The organism is Micromonospora sp. LOL_015 (assembly GCF_048060275.1).
Lineage (GTDB): Bacteria > Actinomycetota > Actinomycetes > Mycobacteriales > Micromonosporaceae > Micromonospora_E.
The window spans coordinates 1-20,816 of record NZ_JBHMIO010000040.1; the positions used below are offsets into that span (position 1 = coordinate 1).

Sequence of the window (20,816 nt, forward strand, 5' to 3'; positions counted from 1 at the left end):
CCTGGATCAACCAGCCAACCCAGCAGGACCAAACCGTCTCAATTTGACTTGACAACTACCGTATTGCCGGTCGCTCTTAGGCGCCTATGTTTTGCCGCGAGCACTCCTTGCACGGCAGCTTGGGGCGCTCACCTCCGGTCGGGGCGTGTAGCGAGTCACGCCGTTGGGCGTCCCGGCCCCGAAGGTTTGCCCTGGTCGCCGTACTGCCAAGGAGGGCTGCGGCGATTAGGGTGCGGGTGGCCCCGCCGGGATCGGCAAGCGGCAGGGCCGCCCCCCGTCCAGACCCATCCACGACACCGCCTGATCGGCACCAGGAGTGAACAATGGGGAGGAACACGTGATGCGAGAGCTTTGGCGACGCTGGCGACTGCGCTGGCAACGCCGCAAGATGGCCACCACCCCACCGCGTGACTGGCCGGCGGGCAGCGGCGTCTACCACGTACCCGATGGTCGCAGCCGCAACCAGCGACCCACCGCGTACCGGCCGATCCGCCCTTGGCAGATCCGCGCCCACCGCTTCCCGACAATCCCGCGGCGCGGCGGCGGCCGGGGCCTGGACCCCGGCGAAGTCGCCGCCTTCCTCGAACGGATCGCCCACGACCTCGGCATCGTCTACGCCGAACTCGACCGCACCTACGAGCAGAACGACCGCATCAAGGACGCGCTCCGCCGCTGGCAGACCAGCCAGGCCCGCGCCGCGCAGACCACCATGAACCTGCACGCCTGGACCGGCGGCGGTACCCCCGCCCGGTACGCGAGGCAGTCGTGACCGACCCGCCCCCCCGCACCCCGTCACCTGGCGGCGTTCGACGATGCCAAGCAGACCGGGGACTGCCCCTGTCACGGATCCCGTTTCGGAACCGCTGTCACCAGGCGAAGATCCCGATTGCCGAAGGTCGCTACGAGCAGTACCTGGTCGACCGCACGGAAGAGGAGGGGCGAGCCACGATTCGCGCTGAGAACCTCGGCCACATCCGTAGGCATGAGCTGGCCGAGATGCGCAAGTCCGGCTGGGCTTGCCCAGGCTGGGGTTGACGCAGCCCTCGGGTAAGCCAGGCGCGGATCTCTCAGATCGAACACGGACAGGTTGACACCCCGGACGCACTGTGTCTGTACGTCCGAAGCACTCGGTGCTGAGGTCTCTATCGTTGTGTCCCGAGGGTCCACTAACGCTACGGGTCGTCTAAAGCCCGGCGGTCCAGCTTCCAGCCCTGGACAGCTTGGAGCCCCTCGACGACCTGCCCTGGAGCCGCACGACGTGCCCGACGCCGATCGCCACTGATCCGGGCAGCCACCCGCCCCGCTGCCCGGGGCGCCAGCACCCGGGCAGCGGGACCAGCAGGTCAGAAGCCGCGGGCGAGCCGGTGGTACGCCTGGCTCCAGCGCAGCTCGGCGGCGAACCGCCGGACCGTCGTGTCGGCGTCGATGACCGCCAGTTCAGTGCCGGTCATCTCGGCCAGATCGTGCAACTCGTCCACCCCGACGGCCTGGGAGAGGACGGTGTGGTGCGGGCCGCCGGCGGTCAGCCACGCCTCGGCCGACGTCGGCAGGTCCGGCTCGGGGCGCCACACCGCCCGGGCCACCGGCAACTTCGGCAACGGCTGTGCCGGCGGCACGACCTCTATCTCGTTGGCCACCAGGCGGAACCGTTCGCCCAGGTCGACCATGCCGAGCACGACGGCCCGGCCGGGTGCGGCGTCGAAGACCAACCGGACCGGGTCCTCCCGGCCGCCGATGCTCAGCGGGTGAATCTCACACGACGGGGTGTCGGCGGCGATGCTCGGGCAGACCTCCAGCATGTGCGCGCCGAGGATGAGCTCCTGGCCAAGGGTCAGGTCGTAGGTGTAGTCCTCCATGAACGACGTACCACCGGAGGTGCCGACGGACATCGCCTTGAGGGTGCGTACCAGTACGGCGGTCTTCCAGTCGCCTTCACCGCCGAAGCCGTAGCCGTCGGCCATCAGCCGCTGCACCGCAAGACCGGGCAGCTGCCGCAGCCCGCCCAGGTCCTCGAAGTTGGTGGTGAAGGCCCGGAAGCCGCCCTCGGTCAGGAAGCCGCGCAGACCCAGTTCGATGCGTGCGGCGTAGCGCAGCGAGTCGTGCCGGTCGCCGCCGGCCCGCAGCGCCGGGTCCACCCGGTACCGCTGCTCGTACTCGTCGACCAGCACCTTGACGTCGGGGTCCGGTACCGCGTCGACCGCCTCGACGAGTTCGTTCACCCCGTACGTGTTGACCGAGACGCCGAACCGGACCTGCGCCTCCACCTTGTCACCTTCGGTGACCGCGACGTTGCGCATGTTGTCGCCGAACCGGGCGAGTTTCAGCGACCGCAGCTCGGTGTGGCCGATCGCGGCCCGCGCCCAGCCGGCGATCCGGCCGACGACCCGGGGGTCGCTGACGTGGCCGGCGACGGTCTTGCGGGCCACCCCGAGCCGGGTCTGCACGTAGCCGAACTCGCGGTCGCCGTGCGCGGCCTGGTTCAGGTTCATGAAATCCATGTCGATCTCGGCCCACGGCAGCGTCACGTTCGCCTGGGTGTGCAGGTGCAGCAGCGGCTTGCGCAGCGCGTCCAGGCCGCTGATCCACATCTTTGCCGGGGAGAACGTGTGCATCCAGGCGACCACCCCGACCACGCCGGGTTCGGCGTTGGCGGCGAGGCAGACCCGCAGGATATCCTCCGGGCTGGTCAGCACCGGCCGCCAGACGATCTTGACCGGCAGCCCGTCGGCGGCGTCCAACCGCCGGGCGATCTCCTGGGACTGCTCAGCCACCTGCTGCAACGTCTCCGGACCGTACAGCCCTTGGCTGCCGGTCAGGAACCACACCTGCGCCGACCGCATCGATGCCTCCATCACCACGGATCCCCCCTATGCCACACTTCTCGGTCCCATCTGGACAATCTCTGCCGGCTGCGGTTCACCGCTGGCCGTACACGTTCTGGTAACGCTCGTACAGCGCGTCGACCGCTGCCTGCGGCAGCGGCTCGACCGGACCGAGCTGGCGGGCCAGGTGGATGGTGCGGGCCACGTCCTCACACATCACCGCCGCCTTCACCGCTGCCTTCGCGGTCGCGCCGATGGTGAACGGGCCGTGCTGGCGCATCAGCACCGCCGGTGACCGGTGGTCGGTGAGCGTCGCAACGATGCCCCGGCCGATCGCGTCGGAGCCGATCAACGCGAACGGCCCGACCGGGATCTCGCCGCCGAACTCGTCGGCCATCGCGGTCACCGCGCACGGGATCGGTTCGCCGCGTGCCGACCAGGCGGTGGCGTACGGGCTGTGCGTGTGCACCACCCCGCCGACGGACGGCATGTGCCGGTAGACGTACGCGTGTGCCTCGGTGTCGCTCGACGGCGCGTAGTCGCCCTCGACCAGCGTGCCGTCGAGATCGGTGACGACCATGTGCGCCGGGGTGAGTTCGTCGTAGCTGACCCCGGACGGCTTGATCACCAGCAGGTCGGCGCCGGGTACCCGGGCCGAGACGTTGCCGCTGGTCCAGGTGACCAGCCCCCAGCGGGTCAGGTGCTCGTGCAGCCGGCACACCTCGGCACGCAGCCGGGTGATCTCGGCGGCCACGTCGGCGCTGGGCTGGGCGGTGGTGCTCATCAGGCGGAAACCTCCCGGTCGGAGCGGGCGAGCGCGGCGTTGCGGATGTCCCGCAGCCGGTGCATCGCCTTGTCGGCACCGGTGCCGAAGTGGTCGTGCAGCAGCTGGTACTCGGCGTACAGCCGGTCGTAGCCGGCGGCCCGGTCGGGGTCGGGGCGGTAGACGGCGGTCTCCACCGCGCCCATCGCCCCGGCGGCGGTGACCACGTCCGGGTACGCCCCGGCGGCGACCGCCGCGTGGATCGCCGAGCCGAGCGCCGGCGCCTGGTCGGAGGTGGCCACGCTGACCGGCCGGCGCAGCACGTCGGCGTAGATCTGCATGATCAGCTTGTTTCGTTTCAACCCGCCGGCGACGACGAACTCGGTCACCGGCAGCCCGGCGCGCTCGAACGTCTCCACGATCGTCCGGGTGCCGAACGCGGTCGACTCGATCAGCGCCCGGTAAATCTCGTCCGGGCGGGTGGCCAGGGTCAGCCCGACGATCAGCCCGGACAGGTGGTGGTCGACCAGGACCGACCGGTTGCCGCTGTGCCAGTCCAGGGCGACCAGCCCGTGCCCGCCGACCGGCTGCTCGGCGGCCTGCCGGGTGAGCAGGTCGTGCACGCTGAGCCCGAGACGCGCCGCCTCGTCGTGCACCGTTGGTGGTACGCCGTTGTCGACGAACCAGGCGAAGATGTCGCCGACGCCGGACTGGCCGGCCTCGTAGCCGTACGCCCCCGCGGTGATGCCGCCGTCGACGACGCCGCAGATGCCCGGGACCTCGACCAGGTCGGTGCCGTTCATCACGTGGCAGGTGGAGGTGCCCATCACGGCGAGCAGCTGCCCGGGGGCGACCGCGCCGGCCGCCGGCGGGGTGACGTGCGCGTCGACGTTGCCGACGGCGACCGCGATGCCGGCCGGCAGCCCGGTCCAGCCGGCGGCCTCGGCGGTCAGCCCGCCGGCCCGGGCGCCCAGCGGCAGGATCGGATGCTCCAGCCGGGTGGCCGCGAAGTCGGCGAAGTCGGGGTGCAGCGCGGCCAGGTACGCCGGGTCCGGGTACCGGCCGTCCTGGTGGATGCCCTTGTAGCCGGCGGTGCAGGCGTTACGGGTCTCGGCGCCGCACAGCTGCCAGATGATCCAGTCGGCGGCTTCGATCCATCGCTCGGTACGGGAGTAGACCTCCGGGTCCTCCTCCAGCACCTGCAGCGCCTTGGCGAACTGCCACTCGGCGGAGATCTTGCCGCCGTACCGGCCGATCCACGGCTCGCCGCGCTGGTGGGCGAGGGCGTTGATCCGGTCGGCCTGCGGCTGCGCCGAGTGGTGCTTCCACAGCTTCGGCCAGGCGTGCGGCCGGTCGGCCAGCTCGGGCAGCTGGCACAGCGGGGTGCCGTCGGCCAGGGTCGGCAGCACGGTGCACGCGGTGAAGTCGGTGGCGATGCCGATCACCTGCGCCGAGGCCACGCCGGCGTCGGCGAGTGCCGCCGGCACGGCGTGGCGCAGCACGTCCCGGTAGTCCTCCGGATCCTGCAACGCCCAGTCAGGCGGCAGCGGTTTGCCGCTGGTGGGCAGGGCCCGGTCGATGACGGCGTTGCGGTACTCGTGCACCGCCGAGCCTGTCTCGGCGCCGTCGGCGACCCGGACCACGACGGCCCGCCCGGACAGGGTGCCGAAGTCGATGCCGATGGTGTACTGGTCGGTGTTCACCCGTTCTCCCTGTGGTGGATTCTGGCCTGGCCACTATGGTGAGTCATCTGCCCCGCCGGGTGACCAGGCGTTGCAGGATGATGAAGGCGAACAGCAGCACCCCGATGACGATCTTCGTCCACCAGGAACTCAGATTCGCCTGGAAGGCGATGATCGTCTGGATGAGACCGAGCACCCCGACGCCGAGGACGGTGCCGAGCAGGTACCCCGATCCGCCGGTCAGCAGCGTGCCGCCGATCACCACCGCGGCGATCGCGTCGAGTTCCATTCCCTGGGCGTGCAGGCTGTAGCCGGAGAGCATGTAGAAGCTGAGCAGCACCCCGCCGAGCGCCGCGCAGAACCCGCTGATGGTGTAGACGGCGATCCGGGTACGCCCGACCGGCAGGCCCATCAGCAACGCCGACTGGGGGTTACCGCCGATGGCGTACACCTTGCGCCCGAAGGGCGTGTACGCCAGGACGTACGCCGCAGTCAGCGCCACGAGGAGCGCGATGACCACGCTGATCGAGATGAAGTAGCCGTCGCCGAAACGGATCCGCTGTTGCGCCGCCGCGGTCCAGAACGCGTCGGTGATCGGGATCGAGTCGCTGGTGATCAGGTGGCAGAGCCCACGGGCGAAGAACATCCCGGCGAGGGTCACGATGAACGGCTGGATTTCGAAGAAGTGGATGATCAGGCCCATCAGCAGCCCGAGCGTGGTGCCGATGAGCAGGACCAACGGCAGCACCACACCGGCCGGCCAGCCCTCGCGCAGCAGCACGGCGGCGCAGACGGTGGTCAGGGCGACCACCGCGCCGACCGACAGGTCGATGCCGCCGGTGAGGATCACGAAGGTCATCCCGACCGCGACGACCAGCAGGAAGGCGTTGTCGACGAAGACGTTCAGCAGGATCTGCGGCTGGGCGAACCCGGTGTAGTTGAGCGCGCCGAGCCCGTACATGGTGGCCAGTAGGGTGAGGGTGGCCGCGACCGGCAGGTGCCGTTGCTGCGGCCAGTAGCGCCGGGTGCGAGCGGTCGGCGTCGGCGCGGTGGCCGTCGCCTGCCGGGGGTCGCTGACGTCGATCATGCCGTTGCCTCCGCCGCTGTCTGTCCCGCCGGTTCGACCTGCCGTGGCTGTCCGTCGCCGGTGGATTCGCCACGCCGCTGCCCGGGTGGGGATCCGGGTGGCCGGGGCGGCCCGCCCCGTCCTGCGCCGCCGCGACCGAGGCCGGAGATCCGGGCGCGGAACGCCGACGACTGGGCCAGGCACAGCACGATGACCACGACCGCCTTGAACAGCAGCGTCGCCTCGCTGGGGATGCCGATGGTGTAGATGGTGATGTCCAGCGCCTTGATGATCACCGCGCCGAGGACGCTGCCGGCGAGGGAGAACCGGCCGCCGGTGAGCGCGGTACCGCCGATGACGACGGCGAGGATCGCGTCGAGCTCGATCAGGTTGCCGGCGTTGTTGCCGTCGGCGCTGGAGACGTTCGAGCTGAAGATGATCCCGGCAATGCCGGCGCAGAGTCCGGCGAAGACGTACGCCAGGATGACGAGTTGCCGGGCGCGGATGCCGGCCAGTCGGCTGGCGGTCGGGTTGCCGCCGACCGACTCGACCAGCATCCCGAGCGCGCTGCGCCGGATCAGCAGCGCCGCGGCGGTGACCACCGCGACGACGATGAGCACCGATACCGGCAGGGTGAGCGCGTAGCCGGCACCGATCACCTTGTACGGCGACGAGTTGACGTTGATGATCTGCCCGTCGGTGATCAGCTGGGCCAGCCCTCGGCCGGCCACCATGAGGATCAGGGTGGCGATGATCGGCTGGATGCCGATCGCGGCGACCAGGGTGCCGTTCCAGAGGCCGAGCAGCACCGACAGCCCGAGCGCGAGGAGGACGGCGAACAGCACGCCGGTGACGCTGTTCTGGTCGGCCAGACCGCTGATGTGCAGGCAGGCGAGCGCGCCGGAGATGGCCATCACCGAGCCGACGGACAGGTCGATGCCGCCGGTGGCGATGACCACGGTCATCCCGACGGCGACCAGGACCAGCGGGGTGCTGGCCCGCAGGATGTCGATCAACGACCCGTACAGGTGCCCGTCGCGAACCGTGATGGAGAAGAAGCTCGGAGTGAAGAACAGGTTGCTGACCAGCAGCACCACCAGGATCAGCACCGGCCAGAACAGCCGCTGCCGGACCAGGCCGGTCAGTCGTCGATGCGTGTCGCTCATGCTGCCGCCTCCCCGGCGATGGTCCGCATGATCCGGTCCACGTCGACGCCCGCGCCGTTGGCGAGCTGGTCAATCATCTGCCGGTCCCGCAGTACCGCGATCTTGTGGCTGAGCCGGAGGACCTCCTCCAGCTCGGCGCTGATGAACAGCACCGCCATGCCGCCGCCGGCCAGCTCGACCACCAGGCGCTGGATCTCCGCCTTGGCACCGACGTCGATCCCTCGGGTCGGTTCGTCGACGATGAGCAGCTTGGGCTCGGTGATCAGCCAGCGGGCCAGCAGCACCTTCTGCTGGTTGCCGCCGGACAGGTTGCGGATCGGCAGCTCCGGGTCGGCCGGGCGGATCTGCAGCGCGGCGATGTACTTGGCGACCAGCTCGTCCTGGCGGCGACGCGGGATCGGTCGGGCCCACCCCCGGGCGGCCTGCATGGCGAGGACCAGATTCTCCCGTACGGTCAGGTCCTCGACGACGCCCTCGGCCCGCCGGTTCTCGGAGCAGAAGGCGATGCCGTTGGCCATCCCGGCGCGCGGGCCGCGCAGCGCGGTCGGCTTGCCGGCGATGCTCACCCGGCCCCGCTCCGCGCGGTCGGCGCCGAACAGCAGTCGGGCCGCCTCGGTGCGGCCCGAGCCGAGCAGCCCGGCGAAGCCGACCACCTCGCCGGCGTGGATGGTCAGGTCGAACGGGGCGATCGCCCCGGACCGGCCGAGTCCGGTGGCCTCCAGCACCGGCTGGCCACCCTCCAGGGTGGCCAGGTCCGGCTTGGACTCGCCGTCGAGCTGCTCCAGGACGCTGAGGTCCTTGCCGATCATTCTGGCCACCAGCTCCAGCTGGCTCAGCTGTTCGACCGGCCACTCACCAATCAACCGGCCGTTGCGCAGCACGGTCATCCGGTCGGCGATCTCGTAGACCTGGTCGAGGAAGTGCGAGACGAACAGGATCGCCACGCCGGACTCCTTGAGCTGGCGAATCACCGCGAACAGCTGTTCCACCTCGGAGGCGTCCAGGCTGGAGGTCGGCTCGTCGAGGATGAGCACCTTGGCCGAGATGTCCACCGCACGGGCGATGGCGACCATCTGCTGTACGGCGAGCGAGTGGCTGGACAGCGGCGCCGTCACGTCGATGTCGAGGTGCAGCCGGTGCAGCAGCTCGGCCGAGCGTCGCCGCATCGTGGCCCACCTGATCGCGCCGAACCGGCGCGGTTCCCGGCCGATGAAGATGTTTTCTGCCACCGACAGGTTGGGGCAGAGGTTCACCTCCTGGTAGACGGTGCTGACACCGGACTGCTGGGCCTGTAGCGGGCCGGCGAACCGGGCCTGCCGGCCGCCGAGACGGATCTCACCGCGGTCGATTCCGTAGACCCCGGTGAGAACCTTGATCAGGGTGGACTTGCCAGCGCCGTTCTCGCCCATCAGGGCGTGCACCTCGCCGGGGAACATCCGGAAGTCGACGTCGTCGAGCGCGACGACGCCGGGGAAGGTCTTGCCGATCCCGGTCATCTCCAGGATCGGCGCCGCGTCGGTCATCCGTACCTCTCACTGCTGTCGCTGCGGCCGGCCACCGCCGGCCCGGTCGGCGCTTTGCGGGGCCGACCGGGCCGGCGGCCGGCACCTGCCTCGTCGTCCCGCCCGGCGCGGTGGCCGGGCGGGACGACGGTCCGGCTCAGTACTGCCGGGTGGGCAGTGCTTCCTTGGCCTCTTCCTGGGTGAAGGTGGTCTCCTCGGTGACCACCCGCCTGGGCACCGACTCACCGGCGTGCACCTGCTCGACCAGCTCCATCAGCTGTGGCCCGAGCAGCGGGCTGCACTCCGCGATAAAGTTGATCTTGCCGTCGGCGAGCGCCTGCATGCCGTCGCGGACCGCGTCGATCGTGATGATCGTGATGTCCTGGCCGGGCACCAGACCGGCGGCCTCGATCGCCTCGATCGCGCCGAGCCCCATGTCGTCGTTGTGCGCGAAGAGCACGTCGATGTCGTCGTGGGCCTGGAGGAAGGCCTCCATGACCTCCTTGCCCTTGGCCCGGGTGAACTCACCGGTCTGCGACGCGATGATCTCGAACTTCGGGTCGGCGGCGATCGCCTCGCCGAAGCCCTGCTTGCGGTCATTGGCCGGGGCCGAGCCGGTGGTGCCCTGCAGCTCGACGATCCGGACCGGGCCCGACTCGTCGGCGAACTCCTCGACCAGCCACTCGCCGGAGAGCCGGCCCTCGAGGACGAAGTCGGAGCCGATGAAGGTCTCGTAGAGCGTCTCGTCCTGCGAGTCCACCGCGCGGTCGGTCAGGATCACCGGGATCCCGGCGTCCTTGGCCTCCTTGAGCACGGTGTCCCACCCGGACTCCACGACCGGAGAGAAGGCGATCACATCGACCCGCTGGGCGATGAAGTTGCGAATCGCCTTGATCTGGTTCTCCTGCTTCTGCTGGGCGTCGGCGAACTTCAGCTCGACCCCGGCCTCGGCCGCGGACTCCTGGACCGACTTGGTGTTCGCGGTACGCCAGCCACTCTCGGCGCCGACCTGGGAGAAGCCGAGGACGATCTGGTCGTCACTGCTGCCGCCTCCCTCCGTACCCGAGTCACCACAGGCGGCGGTGGTCGCCACCATCATCGCCGCGATCATGACGGCGGATAAACGTCTGAACATGCCTACCTCCCGCTGAGGCTGATGTCGTCCGCCGGTTGGCCGGACGACCCGCGGTCAAGAACGGCCCACGTATGCGATGGACCGATTGTTAGCGTTAACTTTACGTCCTGGCCAAACCCCCGGCATGCGCCGAGCTTCCGACCCATCGACACCCTTCCCAGGTGGCCAGACTGGTGGGGATGCCATCGACGACTGGAGCCCAACCGCCGCGTTTCAGGAGTGTTACCGTTCTCATCAAGCACGTCAAGGGGGTGGATCGCGGCCGTTACCGCTCCGTTGCGACAACCGCCCTCGGCAGCACCGAGTTGAGTTGGGCGGTCGGATGAGCGATAACATCGACAACAGTCGCAGCGACAGTATCCGGTCGGGTGCCCGCCGCAGTGGGGCACCGCTGCCGGATCGATGGGACCAGGTTGTCCCCTCGGCTCACTGCCAGCCCATGGCGGGTCGCGGTAGGTGACCGCTAACCTCGCTGTTGACGGAACTGGCAGGGGCACCGAAGGACAAGCCCGGCCCACCCGGCCGGTCCAGCTCCGCGGCCCTGGCACCATGCCGGGTCTGAAGATCATCGGCAGTGCCGGCACGTCCCGGCCGGACTTGAGGTGGGCAGCGGTGAGTAGCAGAAGCGTCCGGGAACCGGCGATGACGGATGTGGCCAGGCTGGCCGGGGTAAGCCACCAAACGGTGTCCCGGGTGCTCAACGGCCACCCCAACGTGCGTGAGCAGACCCGGCTGCGAGTCCGGGCCGCCATCGCCGAGCTGGGCTACCGGCCGAACCGGGCGGCTCGTGCCTTGGTCACCGGCAAGTCACAGGTGATCGGAGTGGTGGCGCAGAACTCGACGCTCTACGGTCCAGCGTCCCTACTTGCCGCATTCGAGCAGGCCGCCGGGGCCGCCGGGTTCGCGGTCAACGTTGGCAGCGTCCGCAGCCTGGACCGGCAGTCCATCGCCGGCGTCGTCGACCGCCACCTCGACCAGCGGGTCGCCGGCCTGGTAGTGATCGCACCAGTGGTCTCTGCCGGCGAAGCCGTGGAACAAGTGCCGGCCGGGGTGCCGCTGGTCACCATCGACGGTGATCCGCAGCGCAACACCGCGCTGATCACCGTCGACCAGGCGGCCGGAGCCCGGGCCGCCACCCAGTGTCTGCTGGACGCGGGTCACCCCACCGTCTGGCATGTCTCCGGCCCAGGCGACTGGTTCGACAGCGCCGGACGGATCCACGGCTGGGAGCAGACCCTTCGGGATGCCGGCGCCGAGGTGCCGCCGCTGGTGCCGGCCGACTGGAGTGCAGCGTCCGGCTACCGGGCCGGACAGATGCTTGCCCGGATGCGCGACGTCACCGCCATCTTCGCCGCCAACGACCATCTCGCGCTGGGCATCCTGCGGGCGCTGAGCGAGCGGGGTCGGCGGGTGCCGGACGAGGTCAGCATCGTTGGCTTCGACGACGTGCCGGAGGCCGCCTACTTCACCCCACCGCTGACCACTGTCCGGCCGGATTTCGACGCGGTGGCCAAGGCGAGCCTGGCGCTACTGCTGCGGCAAATTGAGTCGGGCGCACGCAGCGACGAGCGGCACACCATCGAGCCGGCCCTGGTGCACCGGCGCAGCGTCGCCGCACCCGGCTGAACCGGCCCGCCGAGCCGAGCTCGCGGCACACTCACGTCAAGTCCGTGAGCTGCGGAAACATCATCCGACAGCAGAGTCGGGGTGGCCCCGGTGGAGCCGCCGGCGAAGTCGGTCGATGGTTTCGCGTCGGTTTCCTCAGGATCGCGTAAGGGCTCTTGACAGCGATCTTGTGAGCGATAACACTGCGACTCACAGTGCCACCGATAGCTGCAGCAACCCGACAGCGTGACGGGGTCGCATGGCCAGCGGCCGCCCGCCGTGCCCGGTGCACCGCCCAGCGTCCCGGCACCCCATCGCCCGCGGCACCACAACCTCCCGCCTGCGGTGCCACAACCGCAGCCCATCCTAGAAGATGGAGACGTCCGTGCAATTGCGCACCAGCACCATGATCCGACGGCTGGCCACGATCGGCGCAGCCGCCACCCTGGCGACCAGCCTGGCCGCCTGCGGCTCCAGCGAGAAGACCATCGACCAGGAGACCGCCGACGGCGACAACGCAGGTGCCCTGGTCGGCGTCACCATGCCCACCAGGTCCTCCGAACGCTGGATCAGCGACGGCGACAACGTCCAGGCCGCGCTGGAGGAGCTCGGCTACGAGGTCGACCTGCAGTACGCGGAGAACGACATTCCCACCCAGGTCAACCAGATCGAGAACCAGATTACCCGGGGTGCCCGGCTGCTGATCGTCGCCTCGATCGACGGCACGGCGCTGACCACTCAGCTGCAGCAGGCCGCCGACCAGGGCATTCCGGTCATCGCATACGACCGGCTGATCCGCAACAGCCCCAACGTCGACTACTACGCCACCTTCGACAACTTCGAGGTCGGCGTCCAGCAGGCCACGTCCTTGCTGGTCGGACTCGGCATGCTCAACGCGGACGGCTCCGCCGGTGACGCCGACGGACCGTTCAACATCGAACTGTTCGCCGGATCGCCGGACGACAACAACGCCACCTTCTTCTTCGACGGCGCGATGTCTGTGCTGCAGCCGCACATCGACTCGGGCAGGCTGGTGGTCCGCAGCGGCCAGACCGACTTCGACACGGTCGCGATCCTGCGCTGGGACCCGGAGACCGCGCAGCGGCGGATGGAGGATCTGCTCACCCGCACCTACCAGGGCGGCGTCACCGTCGACGGGGTGCTCTCGCCGTACGACGGGCTCTCCATCGGCATCCTGTCCGCGCTCAAGAGCAGCGGGTACGGCACCGCCGGGCAGCCCTACCCGGTGGTGACCGGACAGGACGCCGAGCAGGTCTCGGTCAAGTCGATCCTGGCCGACGAGCAGTACTCGACGATCTTCAAGGACACCCGCGAGCTGGCGACGAAGACCGTCGAGATGGCGCACGCCGTCCTCAGCGGCGACTCACCGGAGGTCAACAACACCACCGACTACGACAACGGGGAGAAGGTCGTCCCGTCCTACCTGCTCGAGCCGGTGATCATCGACAAGAGCAACTACGAAGTGCTGATCGACAGCGGCTACTACTCGGCCGAGCAGCTGGGCTGAGTCAACGATCATGCCGACCGACGCCATCCTGCAGATGCGGGGTATCACCAAGACGTTCCCCGGCGTGCGTGCCCTGCACGACGTCAATCTGACCGTACGCCGGGGCGAGATCCACGCCATCTGCGGCGAAAACGGCGCCGGCAAGTCGACCCTGATGAAGGTGCTCTCCGGCGTCTACCCGCACGGGTCGTACGCCGGAGAGACCACCTTCGACGGCCAGCCGGCCCGGTTCGCCGGGATCCGGGACAGCGAGCACCGGGGCATCGTGATCATCCACCAGGAGCTAGCGCTCTGCCCGCAACTGACGATCGCCGAGAACATCTTCCTCGGCAACGAACAGACCCGCCGTGGCCTCATCGACTGGAACCACACCAACCACCAGGCAGCCGAGCTGCTGCGCCGGGTCGGGTTGACGGAGAATCCGACCACCCTGGTCACCGAGATCGGGGTGGGCAAGCAGCAGCTGGTCGAGATCGCCAAGGCGCTGTCCAAGCAGGTGAAGCTGCTGATCCTGGACGAGCCCACCGCCGCGCTCAACGACGAGGACTCCGCACACCTGCTCGACCTGCTCCGCGGGCTGCGGGACACCGGCATCACCTGTGTGATCATCTCGCATAAGCTGAACGAGATCCTCGCCATCGCCGACACGATCAGCATCCTGCGCGACGGCGAACTGATCGAGACGCTCGACCTGGCGAACGACGAGGTCACCGAGGACCGGCTGATCTCCGGCATGGTGGGCCGGTCGATGGAGCACCGGTTCCCGCCGCGCACCCCAAGGATCGGCGCCGAGGCGCTGCGGATCGAGGAGTGGACGGTGCGCTCCCCGGACGGCGACCGGGTGGTCGTCGCCGACGCCAACCTCACCCTGAACCGTGGGGAGGTCGTCGGGCTGGCCGGGCTGATGGGAGCCGGCCGCACCGAGCTCGCGATGAGCGTCTTCGGCCAGGCGTACGGCCGGGACATCAGCGGCCGGGTCTACAAGGACGGCCGGCAGATCCAGCTGCGCTCGGTCCGCGAGGCGATCGACCACGGCATCGCGTACGCCACGGAGGACCGCAAGCGGTACGGGCTGAACCTGATTGAGGACATCCAGCGCAACGTGTCGGCGGCCGGGCTGACCCGGCTGGCCCGCCGCGGCTGGGTCGACGAGGGCGCCGAGCACCGTACGGCGCAGGAGTTCCGCCGCAGCATGAACATCAAGGCGCCGAGCGTGGCGAGCATCGTCGGCAAGCTCAGCGGCGGCAACCAGCAGAAGGTCGTGCTGTCCAAATGGATCTTCACTGAGCCGGACGTGCTGATCCTGGACGAGCCGACCCGGGGCATCGACGTCGGCGCCAAGTACGAGATCTACTCGATCATCAACCAGATCGCCGACAACGGTACGGCGGTCCTGGTCATCTCCTCTGAACTGCCCGAACTGATCGGGCTGTGCGACCGGATCTACACGTTGTCGGCCGGCCGGATCACCGGCGAGGTGCGGCGGGCCGACGCCACCCAGGAGCGACTCATGCAGCACATGGTGCAGGGACAGGAGCAGGGATCGGGGGCCGACCGGTGAGCGTCGCCCGGATCAACGTCCGCGAGAGCGGCATCTACATCGCGTTCGGGCTGATCGTCGTGCTGTTCGCGGTGCTGACCGACGGGGCGCTGCTGCAGCCGCAGAACCTGTCCAACATCATCGTGCAGAATTCGTACGTGCTGATCCTGGCGATCGGCATGATCCTGGTCATCATCGCCGGGCACATCGACCTGTCGGTCGGCTCGGTGGTCGGCGCGACCGGGGCGATCGCCGCCGTACTGATGGTCGAGCACGACCTGCCCTGGCCGCTGGCCCTGCTGATCACCCTGATCGCCGGCGCCGCGATCGGCGCCTGGCAGGGCTTCTGGATCGCGTACTTCGGCATCCCGGCGTTCATCGTCACCCTCGCCGGGATGCTGCTGTTCCGGGCGCTCACCCTGAGCGTGCTCGGCAACCAGGGCATCGGGCCGTTCCCGGATCCGGTGCGCACCCTCGCCAACGGCTTCACCGAGGGCTATCTGGGCAACATCGGGTTGGGCCCGCTCGGCGGTGCCGATCTGGTCAGCCTGCTGGTCGGTCTGGTCGCGGTCGGCGGTATCGCGGTCAGCCAATGGCGGGCCCGGGTCGCCCGGCTCGGCTACGACCAGGCGGTGGAGCCGATGCCGGTCTTCCTGTTCAAGATCGTCGGCGCCTCTGCGGCGGTGCTGTTCGTGATCGTGCAGTTGGCCCGGTTCAAGAACCTGCCGTGGGTGCTGGTGCTGCTGGCGGCCCTGGTGCTCGGCTACTCGCTGCTGACCAAGCGGTCGGTGTTCGGTCGGCAGATCTACGCGGTCGGCGGCAACCTGCAGGCCGCGGTGCTGTCCGGAGTGAAGGTCAAGTCCGTCGTGTTCTGGATCTTCGTGAACATGGGGGTGCTCTCCGCGCTGGCCGGGATCATCTTCGCCGGCCGGCTCAACCTGGCCGGACCGACCGCCGGCAACACCTTCGAGCTGGACGCGATCGCCGCCGCGTTCATCGGCGGCGCGGCCGTGCAGGGCGGGGTCGGCAAGGTGGTCGGCGCGGTCACCGGCGGTCTGATCATGGGCGTGATCAACAACGGGATGTCGCTGATCGGCGCACCCAGCGAGAACGTCATGCTGGTCAAGGGTGCGGTGCTGCTCGCCGCGGTCGCCTTCGATGTGTGGAGCAAGCGCCGGGCCGGCGTCGCCTCCCGCTGACCCCGCCGCTCGGACGGCTCCGACCGGTCGGTACCCGACGCGTCCGTCTGGCATCGTGCAGCGCCCCGGCCGGACCGGGCATCCTGATGTCCGGTCCGCCGCGGACACAAACGTCGCTCCACGTGTTGGCACCCCTACAGTGTCGAGTCAGCTTCTAGGGTGCCGATATGGCAGAACTGAACGTTTCGCAGCTACGGGTCGTCCTGGTCGTACCGGATGTGGACGACGCGCTCCGCTACTACCGGGACTCGCTGGGGCTCACCGAGCTGGCCGCAATGGCCGGCCCGAAAGGCGCGCGGGTGGCCATTCTGGCCGCCGGCCAGGCCACCCTGGAGCTAGCCAACGAGGCTCAGGCCGCATTCATCGCCGAGGTCGAGACCGACGGTACTCCGAGCACTCCGGTACGACTCGCGTTCCAGGTCGACGACGCGGTTGCGGCGGTCGACGTCCTCGGCGACGCACCGGGCGCACGGCTGATCGCCGCGCCCCGACGCACGCCGTGGAATTCCCTGAACGCCCGGCTCGACGGGCCGGCGGGCGTGCAGGTGACCTTGTTTCAAGACTCGGCCCTGCCGCTCGGGCAGCTGATCGGTGCGGCGCTGCCGTCGATCGGTGGCGAGCCCGGACTCCTGGCCAGGACCGTCGAGGCGGCCCGAATGCACGGCTCGGCCGGCCAGTTGCCGTTCGCCGCCGTGGTGGCGCTGGACGGGACGGTGATCGGTGCTGGCGTCAACACAGCGCTGACCGACCTGGATCCGGCCGCGCACGCGGAGGTGACCGCCATCCGAGACGCGGCACGGCGCACCGGGTCTGCCGATCTGCGCGGCGCCGTCGTCTACTCGAGCTGTGAACCGTGCGCGATCTGCCGGACGGTGGCGGCCGCAGCCGGGGTCGGTGAGATCGTCTTCGCCGCGGGCAAGGAGTCCGTTCCGCCGGCGATGAACCCCGACCCCCAGACGACCGGTCGGTTGATCGACGCCGTGTCGGCGGTACTGCCGGGCATCGCCCGGCGCGCGGACACCGGGTTGTCGGCCGAGCAGCTCTCCGCGCCCTTCCACGCCTATCTCGCCCAGGCGGCGTGATGGTCAGGCTGGGAATCAACGTGCCGAACTTCGGGCCCGAGGCGGTCCCGGAGGCGTTCCTCGACTGGGCCCGGTTCGCCGAACACAACGACCTGTCCACCCTGGTCGTGTCGGACCATGTGGCGCCCACCGCCGAGGTGACCTCGGTGTATCCGGCGCCGTTCTACGACCCCTTCGTGCTGCTGTCCTGGTTGTTCCCGCAGACCGAGAGGATCCGACTTGGTACCTCGGTGGCGGTGCTGCCGTACCGTCATCCGTTGCTGACCGCCCGGATGAGTGCCATGTTGCAGTTGCTCAGCCAGGGCCGGTTCGTCCTCGGCGTAGGCTCGGGATGGGCGGCCACCGAGTTCGCGGCGCTCGGGCTCGACGTGCGGCAACGGGGCCGCACCACCGACTCCCACCTCGGGGTGATCACGAGAGCCTGGGCGGCCGGCACGGTCAGCTCCAGCGAACACGGATTTTCCGATGTCGCGACGGGGCCGGCCCCACTTGGAGGCGAGATGCCGGTCTGGGTCGGTGGCGCCAGCCGGGCCGCGATCCGCCGGGCCGCCCGGTTCGGCACGGCCTGGCACCCGATCAATCCGACCCTGGACTGGCTCAGGAACAGAGGTTTGCCGGCGCTGACGGCGGCGGCCGCCGAGGCGGGTCGACCGGTTCCAGCTCTGGCCCCCCGGCTCAAGGCCCGGCTGCAGGCCCGGTCCGCGGGCCCGGATCGTCCGCTCGGCGTGGGCACCCTCGCCCAGATCGTCGGGGACGTCAGGGCGCTCACCGAGTGCGGAGCGGTCGAGATCATCCTCGACCCGAACCCGGACGCCCCGACGAGACGGGACTTCGCGGCCGAGCAACTACAGCTGGTCGAGATCGTTCAGGCGTATCAACAAGAAGTCACTTGACCGGTATAGAAGACTCCCGTACTATACCGGTACAGAGGTTAACCGGTCAGTCGAGGGGTAATCATCATGGAAATGGCATCTGGCTTCGTCGGAGCAATCAACGAGGTTTCCCGCAACGTCAACAGCGCCCGCCCGGACGCGCCCGTCGTGCCGCACGTCGAACGCCCCCAACGCACCCGGCTCGTCCGGCTTGCACTGGCCAAGGGCCTGCAGCGGGCGGCCCAGGCGATCGCCCCGGCCGAGCGCAGCCCTGCCTGATAACCTCGCCTCACCTCAGTAGGTGGACGAGAGGCGGTGGGCGTGGCCCCACGAGTGACGTTGCAGACCATCGCGGACCGGGTGGGCGTCAGCCGGATGACCGTCTCAAACGCTTTCTCCCGCCCGGACCAACTCTCCAGTACCCTGCGAGAACGCATTCTTGCCGCCGCTCAGGAACTTGGCTATGTCGGCCCCGATCCTGCCGCACGCGCACTGGCCAAAGGCACAACCGGCGCGGTGGGTATCGTTCTCACCGAATCCCTCCGATTCGCATTCACCGATCTGGTGGCGACCAGCTTCCTCGGCGCGATCGCCGAGGAGCTGGCCCCCACCGGCCTCGCGCTCACCCTGCTGAGTTCCGCCAGCAGCGGCGGGATCATCCCGGCCCGTGACGTCGCCATCGACGGCGCGTTGGTCTACGCGTGTGATCCGACCTCACCTGCGGTCGACTGGCTGTCCCGCCGGCGACTTCCCCTGGTTTTCGTGGACCAGAAGCCTGTCGCGGCCGTGACCTGCGTCAACGTGGACGACCGGGCAGGTGCCCGCGCCGCCGCGCAACACATCGTCAACCTGGGCCATCGCCGGGTCGGCTTTCTGCTGTCCGGGGCGCACGGCGAGCACGGACTCATCGAGGATCCCCTTTCGCTGGCAGATGGTTACCCCTCCCGACAACGGATGCTGGGATGGTTCGACGCCCTGGACGCCGCCGCGATCCGCCCGGTCGTGGCTCGTGAGCCCAGCGGCGGGATCGACGCCGTCCGCGCAGCCGCACGGCTGTTGTTGGACCGCGACGACCCGCCCACCGCCGTCCTGTGCTTCTCCGACGCCATCGCCTACGGGGTCATCCAGGAAGCGACCGCGCTGGGCATGCGTGTTCCCGGTGACGTCTCGGTAGTCGGCTTCGACGACAATCCCCTGGCCACCCAGATCCGGCCGACCCTCACCACGGTGCGCCAGGACGTCGTGCTGAAAGGGCGGGCGGCGGCGGAGGCGCTACGGGTAGCCGTCGAGCAGGCCCGGACCGGCGCGACAGCCGACCCGCGACACATCCTGATCCCCACCGAACTGGTGGTCAGAGGCAGTACCGCGCCCGTCCGGTGAGTCCGGCGCCCGCCAGGGCCGCAAGCCGCGGGCACCCATGACGCCGGGCCGGCAGGCGCGTGAACATCGTGCCGGGCCATGCATTGCCGAACGCCGTACCGGGACGGCAACCTCGCCGTCCCGGTACGGCCGCCTTGGTCCGTCCGTCATCTGGCCGATGCCGATACCAGTTCACGAAGCGGCGGCTCGACGGGTCGCGCCGCCGGCTCCGATGGGAAGTCGTGACGTACCCACATGGGACCGACTATCAGCAGGGCAAGTCCGGTCAGTGGGAACATCGCGGCAACCACCTTCTGCCAGACGGCCAGCTCCATCGGTGACGGAGGCGATTCCGGGATGCCCAACAGGCTGAACACCCGGATGGTGAACACCAGCACCAACACCCCGGTCGCGACGGCGAGCCATGCCGAACGGGTCTGGTAAGCGCGGCAGGCCAGCCAGATGAGCAACGGGATCACGTACACCCAGTGGTGTTCCCAGCTCACCGGCGACACCAGCAGGCCGGTGACCGCCGCAGCCGAGAATCCCAGGAAGTCCGAACCACGCAGGTAGACGTACCTGGCCACCGCGAGCCCGAAGACCGCCACGCCGGCCAGGATCACCAGCCACCACCGAGCGAACTGCTCTCCCTCGAGTACCCGGGCCAACGCCCCGGACAACGACTGGTTCGGAGTGTCGAAGACACCACCGGCACGCGACGAGTGCAGCACCAACCCGCTCCAGTAGGTCAGCGAGTCCCTTGGCAGCACAGCGAAACCGGCCACCACCGTGCCGAGGAAGGCCCCCAGGGCGGTGCCGGCGGCCCGCCACTGCCGGGTGACGACGAGGTAGCCGATGAAGATCAGCGGGGTCACCTTCAGGCCGGCGGCGATGCCGATGCCCACACCACGCCAGCGACCGCCACCGCCCCGGAAGTCCAGCAGCACCAGGAGCAGCAGGAACATGTTGATCTGACCGGCGATCAGCTGAATCCGGACCGGCAGCAACCACGCGGCGAGGATCAGCACGACCACGGTGAGCACCCCGCGCACCCATGCGTCCCGGACCCCGACCACCTTCAGCGTCATCCAGACGACCGCGCCGAGGGCAACCAGCGACGCGGTGTTCCACACCAGGCTCGCCGCCCCGATCGGCAGGAAGGACAAGGGCACGAAGAACAGCACCGCGGTCAACGGTGGATACAGGTACGGCATGGGACCGTACAGCGGCGACATGATGACCACGTCGTACAGCGAGGTGCCTTCACGCACCGCGAGACCGCTGGCAAGGTAGACCTTGAGGTCGACCGTCCAGCGCAGTGCCCAGTACGGGTCCCGGGTGAAGACGTACGAGGCCAGCAGGGCCAGTCCGAACGCGGTCACCAGCACCGCCGCCGCAGTGATGACGGCCCGGCGCGCCGTCGACTGGAAGTTGGTCGGACGAATGGCCGGACCCGAGCGGGGATCCACAGTTGCACTCTTCATGATCATCTCCA

17 protein-coding genes are annotated in these 20,816 nt (G+C 69.3%); 9 read left to right on the top strand and 8 right to left on the bottom strand.

From position 1 onward, the window contains the following. The first annotated feature begins 340 nt into the window (after nt 1-340). The gene (locus ACFHWU_RS23790) at nt 341-769 is read left to right on the top strand and encodes a DivIVA domain-containing protein (protein WP_416569302.1); all 429 of its coding nucleotides are present in this window, start codon (nt 341-343) and stop codon (nt 767-769) included. Between the two features lie 574 nt (nt 770-1,343). Here ACFHWU_RS23790 and araA read toward each other — a convergent pair. The 7 genes from araA to ACFHWU_RS23825 form a co-directional block, all read right to left on the bottom strand. Then, on the bottom strand, nt 1,344-2,840 hold the full coding sequence (gene araA / locus ACFHWU_RS23795; RefSeq protein ID WP_416552430.1) for an L-arabinose isomerase: 1,497 nt from the start codon (nt 2,838-2,840) through the stop codon (nt 1,344-1,346). A gap of 76 nt (nt 2,841-2,916) precedes the next feature. After that, on the bottom strand, nt 2,917-3,606 hold the full coding sequence (locus tag ACFHWU_RS23800) for an L-ribulose-5-phosphate 4-epimerase (RefSeq protein ID WP_416552428.1): 690 nt from the start codon (nt 3,604-3,606) through the stop codon (nt 2,917-2,919). Next, a complete protein-coding gene (gene araB, locus ACFHWU_RS23805; protein WP_416552426.1) occupies nt 3,606-5,288 on the bottom strand; it encodes a ribulokinase in 1,683 nt (560 codons plus the stop codon). The genes ACFHWU_RS23800 and araB overlap by 1 nt, the downstream gene beginning before the upstream one ends. Before the next feature lie 43 nt (nt 5,289-5,331). Further along, entirely contained in the window at nt 5,332-6,354 is a 1,023-nt protein-coding gene (gene yjfF, locus ACFHWU_RS23810) for a galactofuranose ABC transporter, permease protein YjfF (RefSeq protein ID WP_416552424.1), read from the bottom strand. After that, complete coding sequence (locus ACFHWU_RS23815; protein WP_416552422.1) at nt 6,351-7,499, bottom strand: ABC transporter permease; 1,149 nt, start codon at nt 7,497-7,499, stop codon at nt 6,351-6,353. The genes yjfF and ACFHWU_RS23815 overlap by 4 nt, the downstream gene beginning before the upstream one ends. Beyond that, on the bottom strand, nt 7,496-9,022 hold the full coding sequence (locus tag ACFHWU_RS23820; RefSeq protein ID WP_416552420.1) for a sugar ABC transporter ATP-binding protein: 1,527 nt from the start codon (nt 9,020-9,022) through the stop codon (nt 7,496-7,498). Before ACFHWU_RS23820 ends, ACFHWU_RS23815 begins: the two co-directional genes overlap by 4 nt. Before the next feature lie 136 nt (nt 9,023-9,158). Next, a complete protein-coding gene (locus ACFHWU_RS23825) occupies nt 9,159-10,136 on the bottom strand; it encodes an ABC transporter substrate-binding protein (protein WP_416552418.1) in 978 nt (325 codons plus the stop codon). Between the two features lie 642 nt (nt 10,137-10,778). Here ACFHWU_RS23825 and ACFHWU_RS23830 point away from each other — a divergent pair. From ACFHWU_RS23830 to ACFHWU_RS23865, 8 genes are all read left to right on the top strand, one after another. Continuing rightward, nucleotides 10,779-11,762 (top strand): LacI family DNA-binding transcriptional regulator, encoded by a 984-nt coding sequence (locus ACFHWU_RS23830; RefSeq protein ID WP_416552748.1) that lies wholly within the window; start codon nt 10,779-10,781, stop codon nt 11,760-11,762. Nucleotides 11,763-12,147: 385 nt separating this feature from the next. Next, nucleotides 12,148-13,269, top strand: coding sequence for a multiple monosaccharide ABC transporter substrate-binding protein (chvE, locus tag ACFHWU_RS23835; protein ID WP_416552746.1), 1,122 nt, complete (start codon nt 12,148-12,150; stop codon nt 13,267-13,269). 10 nt (nt 13,270-13,279) lie between these two features. Beyond that, nucleotides 13,280-14,830: a multiple monosaccharide ABC transporter ATP-binding protein gene (mmsA, locus tag ACFHWU_RS23840; protein WP_416552416.1), complete on the top strand. Its 1,551-nt coding sequence runs from the start codon at nt 13,280-13,282 to the stop codon at nt 14,828-14,830. Further along, complete coding sequence (gene mmsB, locus ACFHWU_RS23845) at nt 14,827-16,008, top strand: multiple monosaccharide ABC transporter permease (RefSeq protein WP_278170952.1); 1,182 nt, start codon at nt 14,827-14,829, stop codon at nt 16,006-16,008. The genes mmsA and mmsB overlap by 4 nt, the downstream gene beginning before the upstream one ends. A 167-nt stretch (nt 16,009-16,175) precedes the next feature. Next, entirely contained in the window at nt 16,176-17,090 is a 915-nt protein-coding gene (locus ACFHWU_RS23850; RefSeq protein WP_416591615.1) for a deaminase, read from the top strand. Further along, nucleotides 17,090-17,983 (top strand): TIGR03619 family F420-dependent LLM class oxidoreductase, encoded by an 894-nt coding sequence (locus ACFHWU_RS23855; protein ID WP_416591616.1) that lies wholly within the window; start codon nt 17,090-17,092, stop codon nt 17,981-17,983. Before ACFHWU_RS23850 ends, ACFHWU_RS23855 begins: the two co-directional genes overlap by 1 nt. A gap of 66 nt (nt 17,984-18,049) precedes the next feature. After that, entirely contained in the window at nt 18,050-18,241 is a 192-nt protein-coding gene (locus ACFHWU_RS23860) for a hypothetical protein (RefSeq protein WP_281551191.1), read from the top strand. Between the two features lie 42 nt (nt 18,242-18,283). Continuing rightward, nucleotides 18,284-19,342 (top strand): LacI family DNA-binding transcriptional regulator, encoded by a 1,059-nt coding sequence (locus tag ACFHWU_RS23865; RefSeq protein ID WP_416591617.1) that lies wholly within the window; start codon nt 18,284-18,286, stop codon nt 19,340-19,342. A 146-nt stretch (nt 19,343-19,488) separates the two neighbouring features. Here the strand turns inward: ACFHWU_RS23865 and ACFHWU_RS23870 are convergent, their stop codons facing one another. Then, nucleotides 19,489-20,805 carry a glycosyltransferase 87 family protein gene (locus ACFHWU_RS23870; RefSeq protein ID WP_416591618.1) on the bottom strand — a complete coding sequence of 439 codons (1,317 nt, stop codon included), beginning with the start codon at nt 20,803-20,805 and terminating at the stop codon, nt 19,489-19,491. Nucleotides 20,806-20,816: the final 11 nt, after the last annotated feature.

Bases quoted from the DNA above. Each gene is read 5' to 3' on its own strand.
- ACFHWU_RS23790 (WP_416569302.1), top strand. From the start codon at position 341: ATGCGAGAGCTTTGGCGACGCTGGCGACTGCGCTGGCAACGCCGCAAG.
- araA (WP_416552430.1), bottom strand. From the start codon at position 2,840: ATGCGGTCGGCGCAGGTGTGGTTCCTGACCGGCAGCCAAGGGCTGTAC.
- ACFHWU_RS23800 (WP_416552428.1), bottom strand. From the start codon at position 3,606: ATGAGCACCACCGCCCAGCCCAGCGCCGACGTGGCCGCCGAGATCACC.
- yjfF (WP_416552424.1), bottom strand. From the start codon at position 6,354: ATGATCGACGTCAGCGACCCCCGGCAGGCGACGGCCACCGCGCCGACG.
- ACFHWU_RS23815 (WP_416552422.1), bottom strand. From the start codon at position 7,499: ATGAGCGACACGCATCGACGACTGACCGGCCTGGTCCGGCAGCGGCTG.
- ACFHWU_RS23820 (WP_416552420.1), bottom strand. From the start codon at position 9,022: ATGACCGACGCGGCGCCGATCCTGGAGATGACCGGGATCGGCAAGACC.
- ACFHWU_RS23825 (WP_416552418.1), bottom strand. From the start codon at position 10,136: ATGTTCAGACGTTTATCCGCCGTCATGATCGCGGCGATGATGGTGGCG.
- ACFHWU_RS23830 (WP_416552748.1), top strand. From the start codon at position 10,779: ATGACGGATGTGGCCAGGCTGGCCGGGGTAAGCCACCAAACGGTGTCC.
- chvE (WP_416552746.1), top strand. From the start codon at position 12,148: ATGATCCGACGGCTGGCCACGATCGGCGCAGCCGCCACCCTGGCGACC.
- mmsA (WP_416552416.1), top strand. From the start codon at position 13,280: ATGCCGACCGACGCCATCCTGCAGATGCGGGGTATCACCAAGACGTTC.
- ACFHWU_RS23850 (WP_416591615.1), top strand. From the start codon at position 16,176: ATGGCAGAACTGAACGTTTCGCAGCTACGGGTCGTCCTGGTCGTACCG.
- ACFHWU_RS23855 (WP_416591616.1), top strand. From the start codon at position 17,090: ATGGTCAGGCTGGGAATCAACGTGCCGAACTTCGGGCCCGAGGCGGTC.
- ACFHWU_RS23860 (WP_281551191.1), top strand. From the start codon at position 18,050: ATGGAAATGGCATCTGGCTTCGTCGGAGCAATCAACGAGGTTTCCCGC.
- ACFHWU_RS23870 (WP_416591618.1), bottom strand. From the start codon at position 20,805: ATGAAGAGTGCAACTGTGGATCCCCGCTCGGGTCCGGCCATTCGTCCG.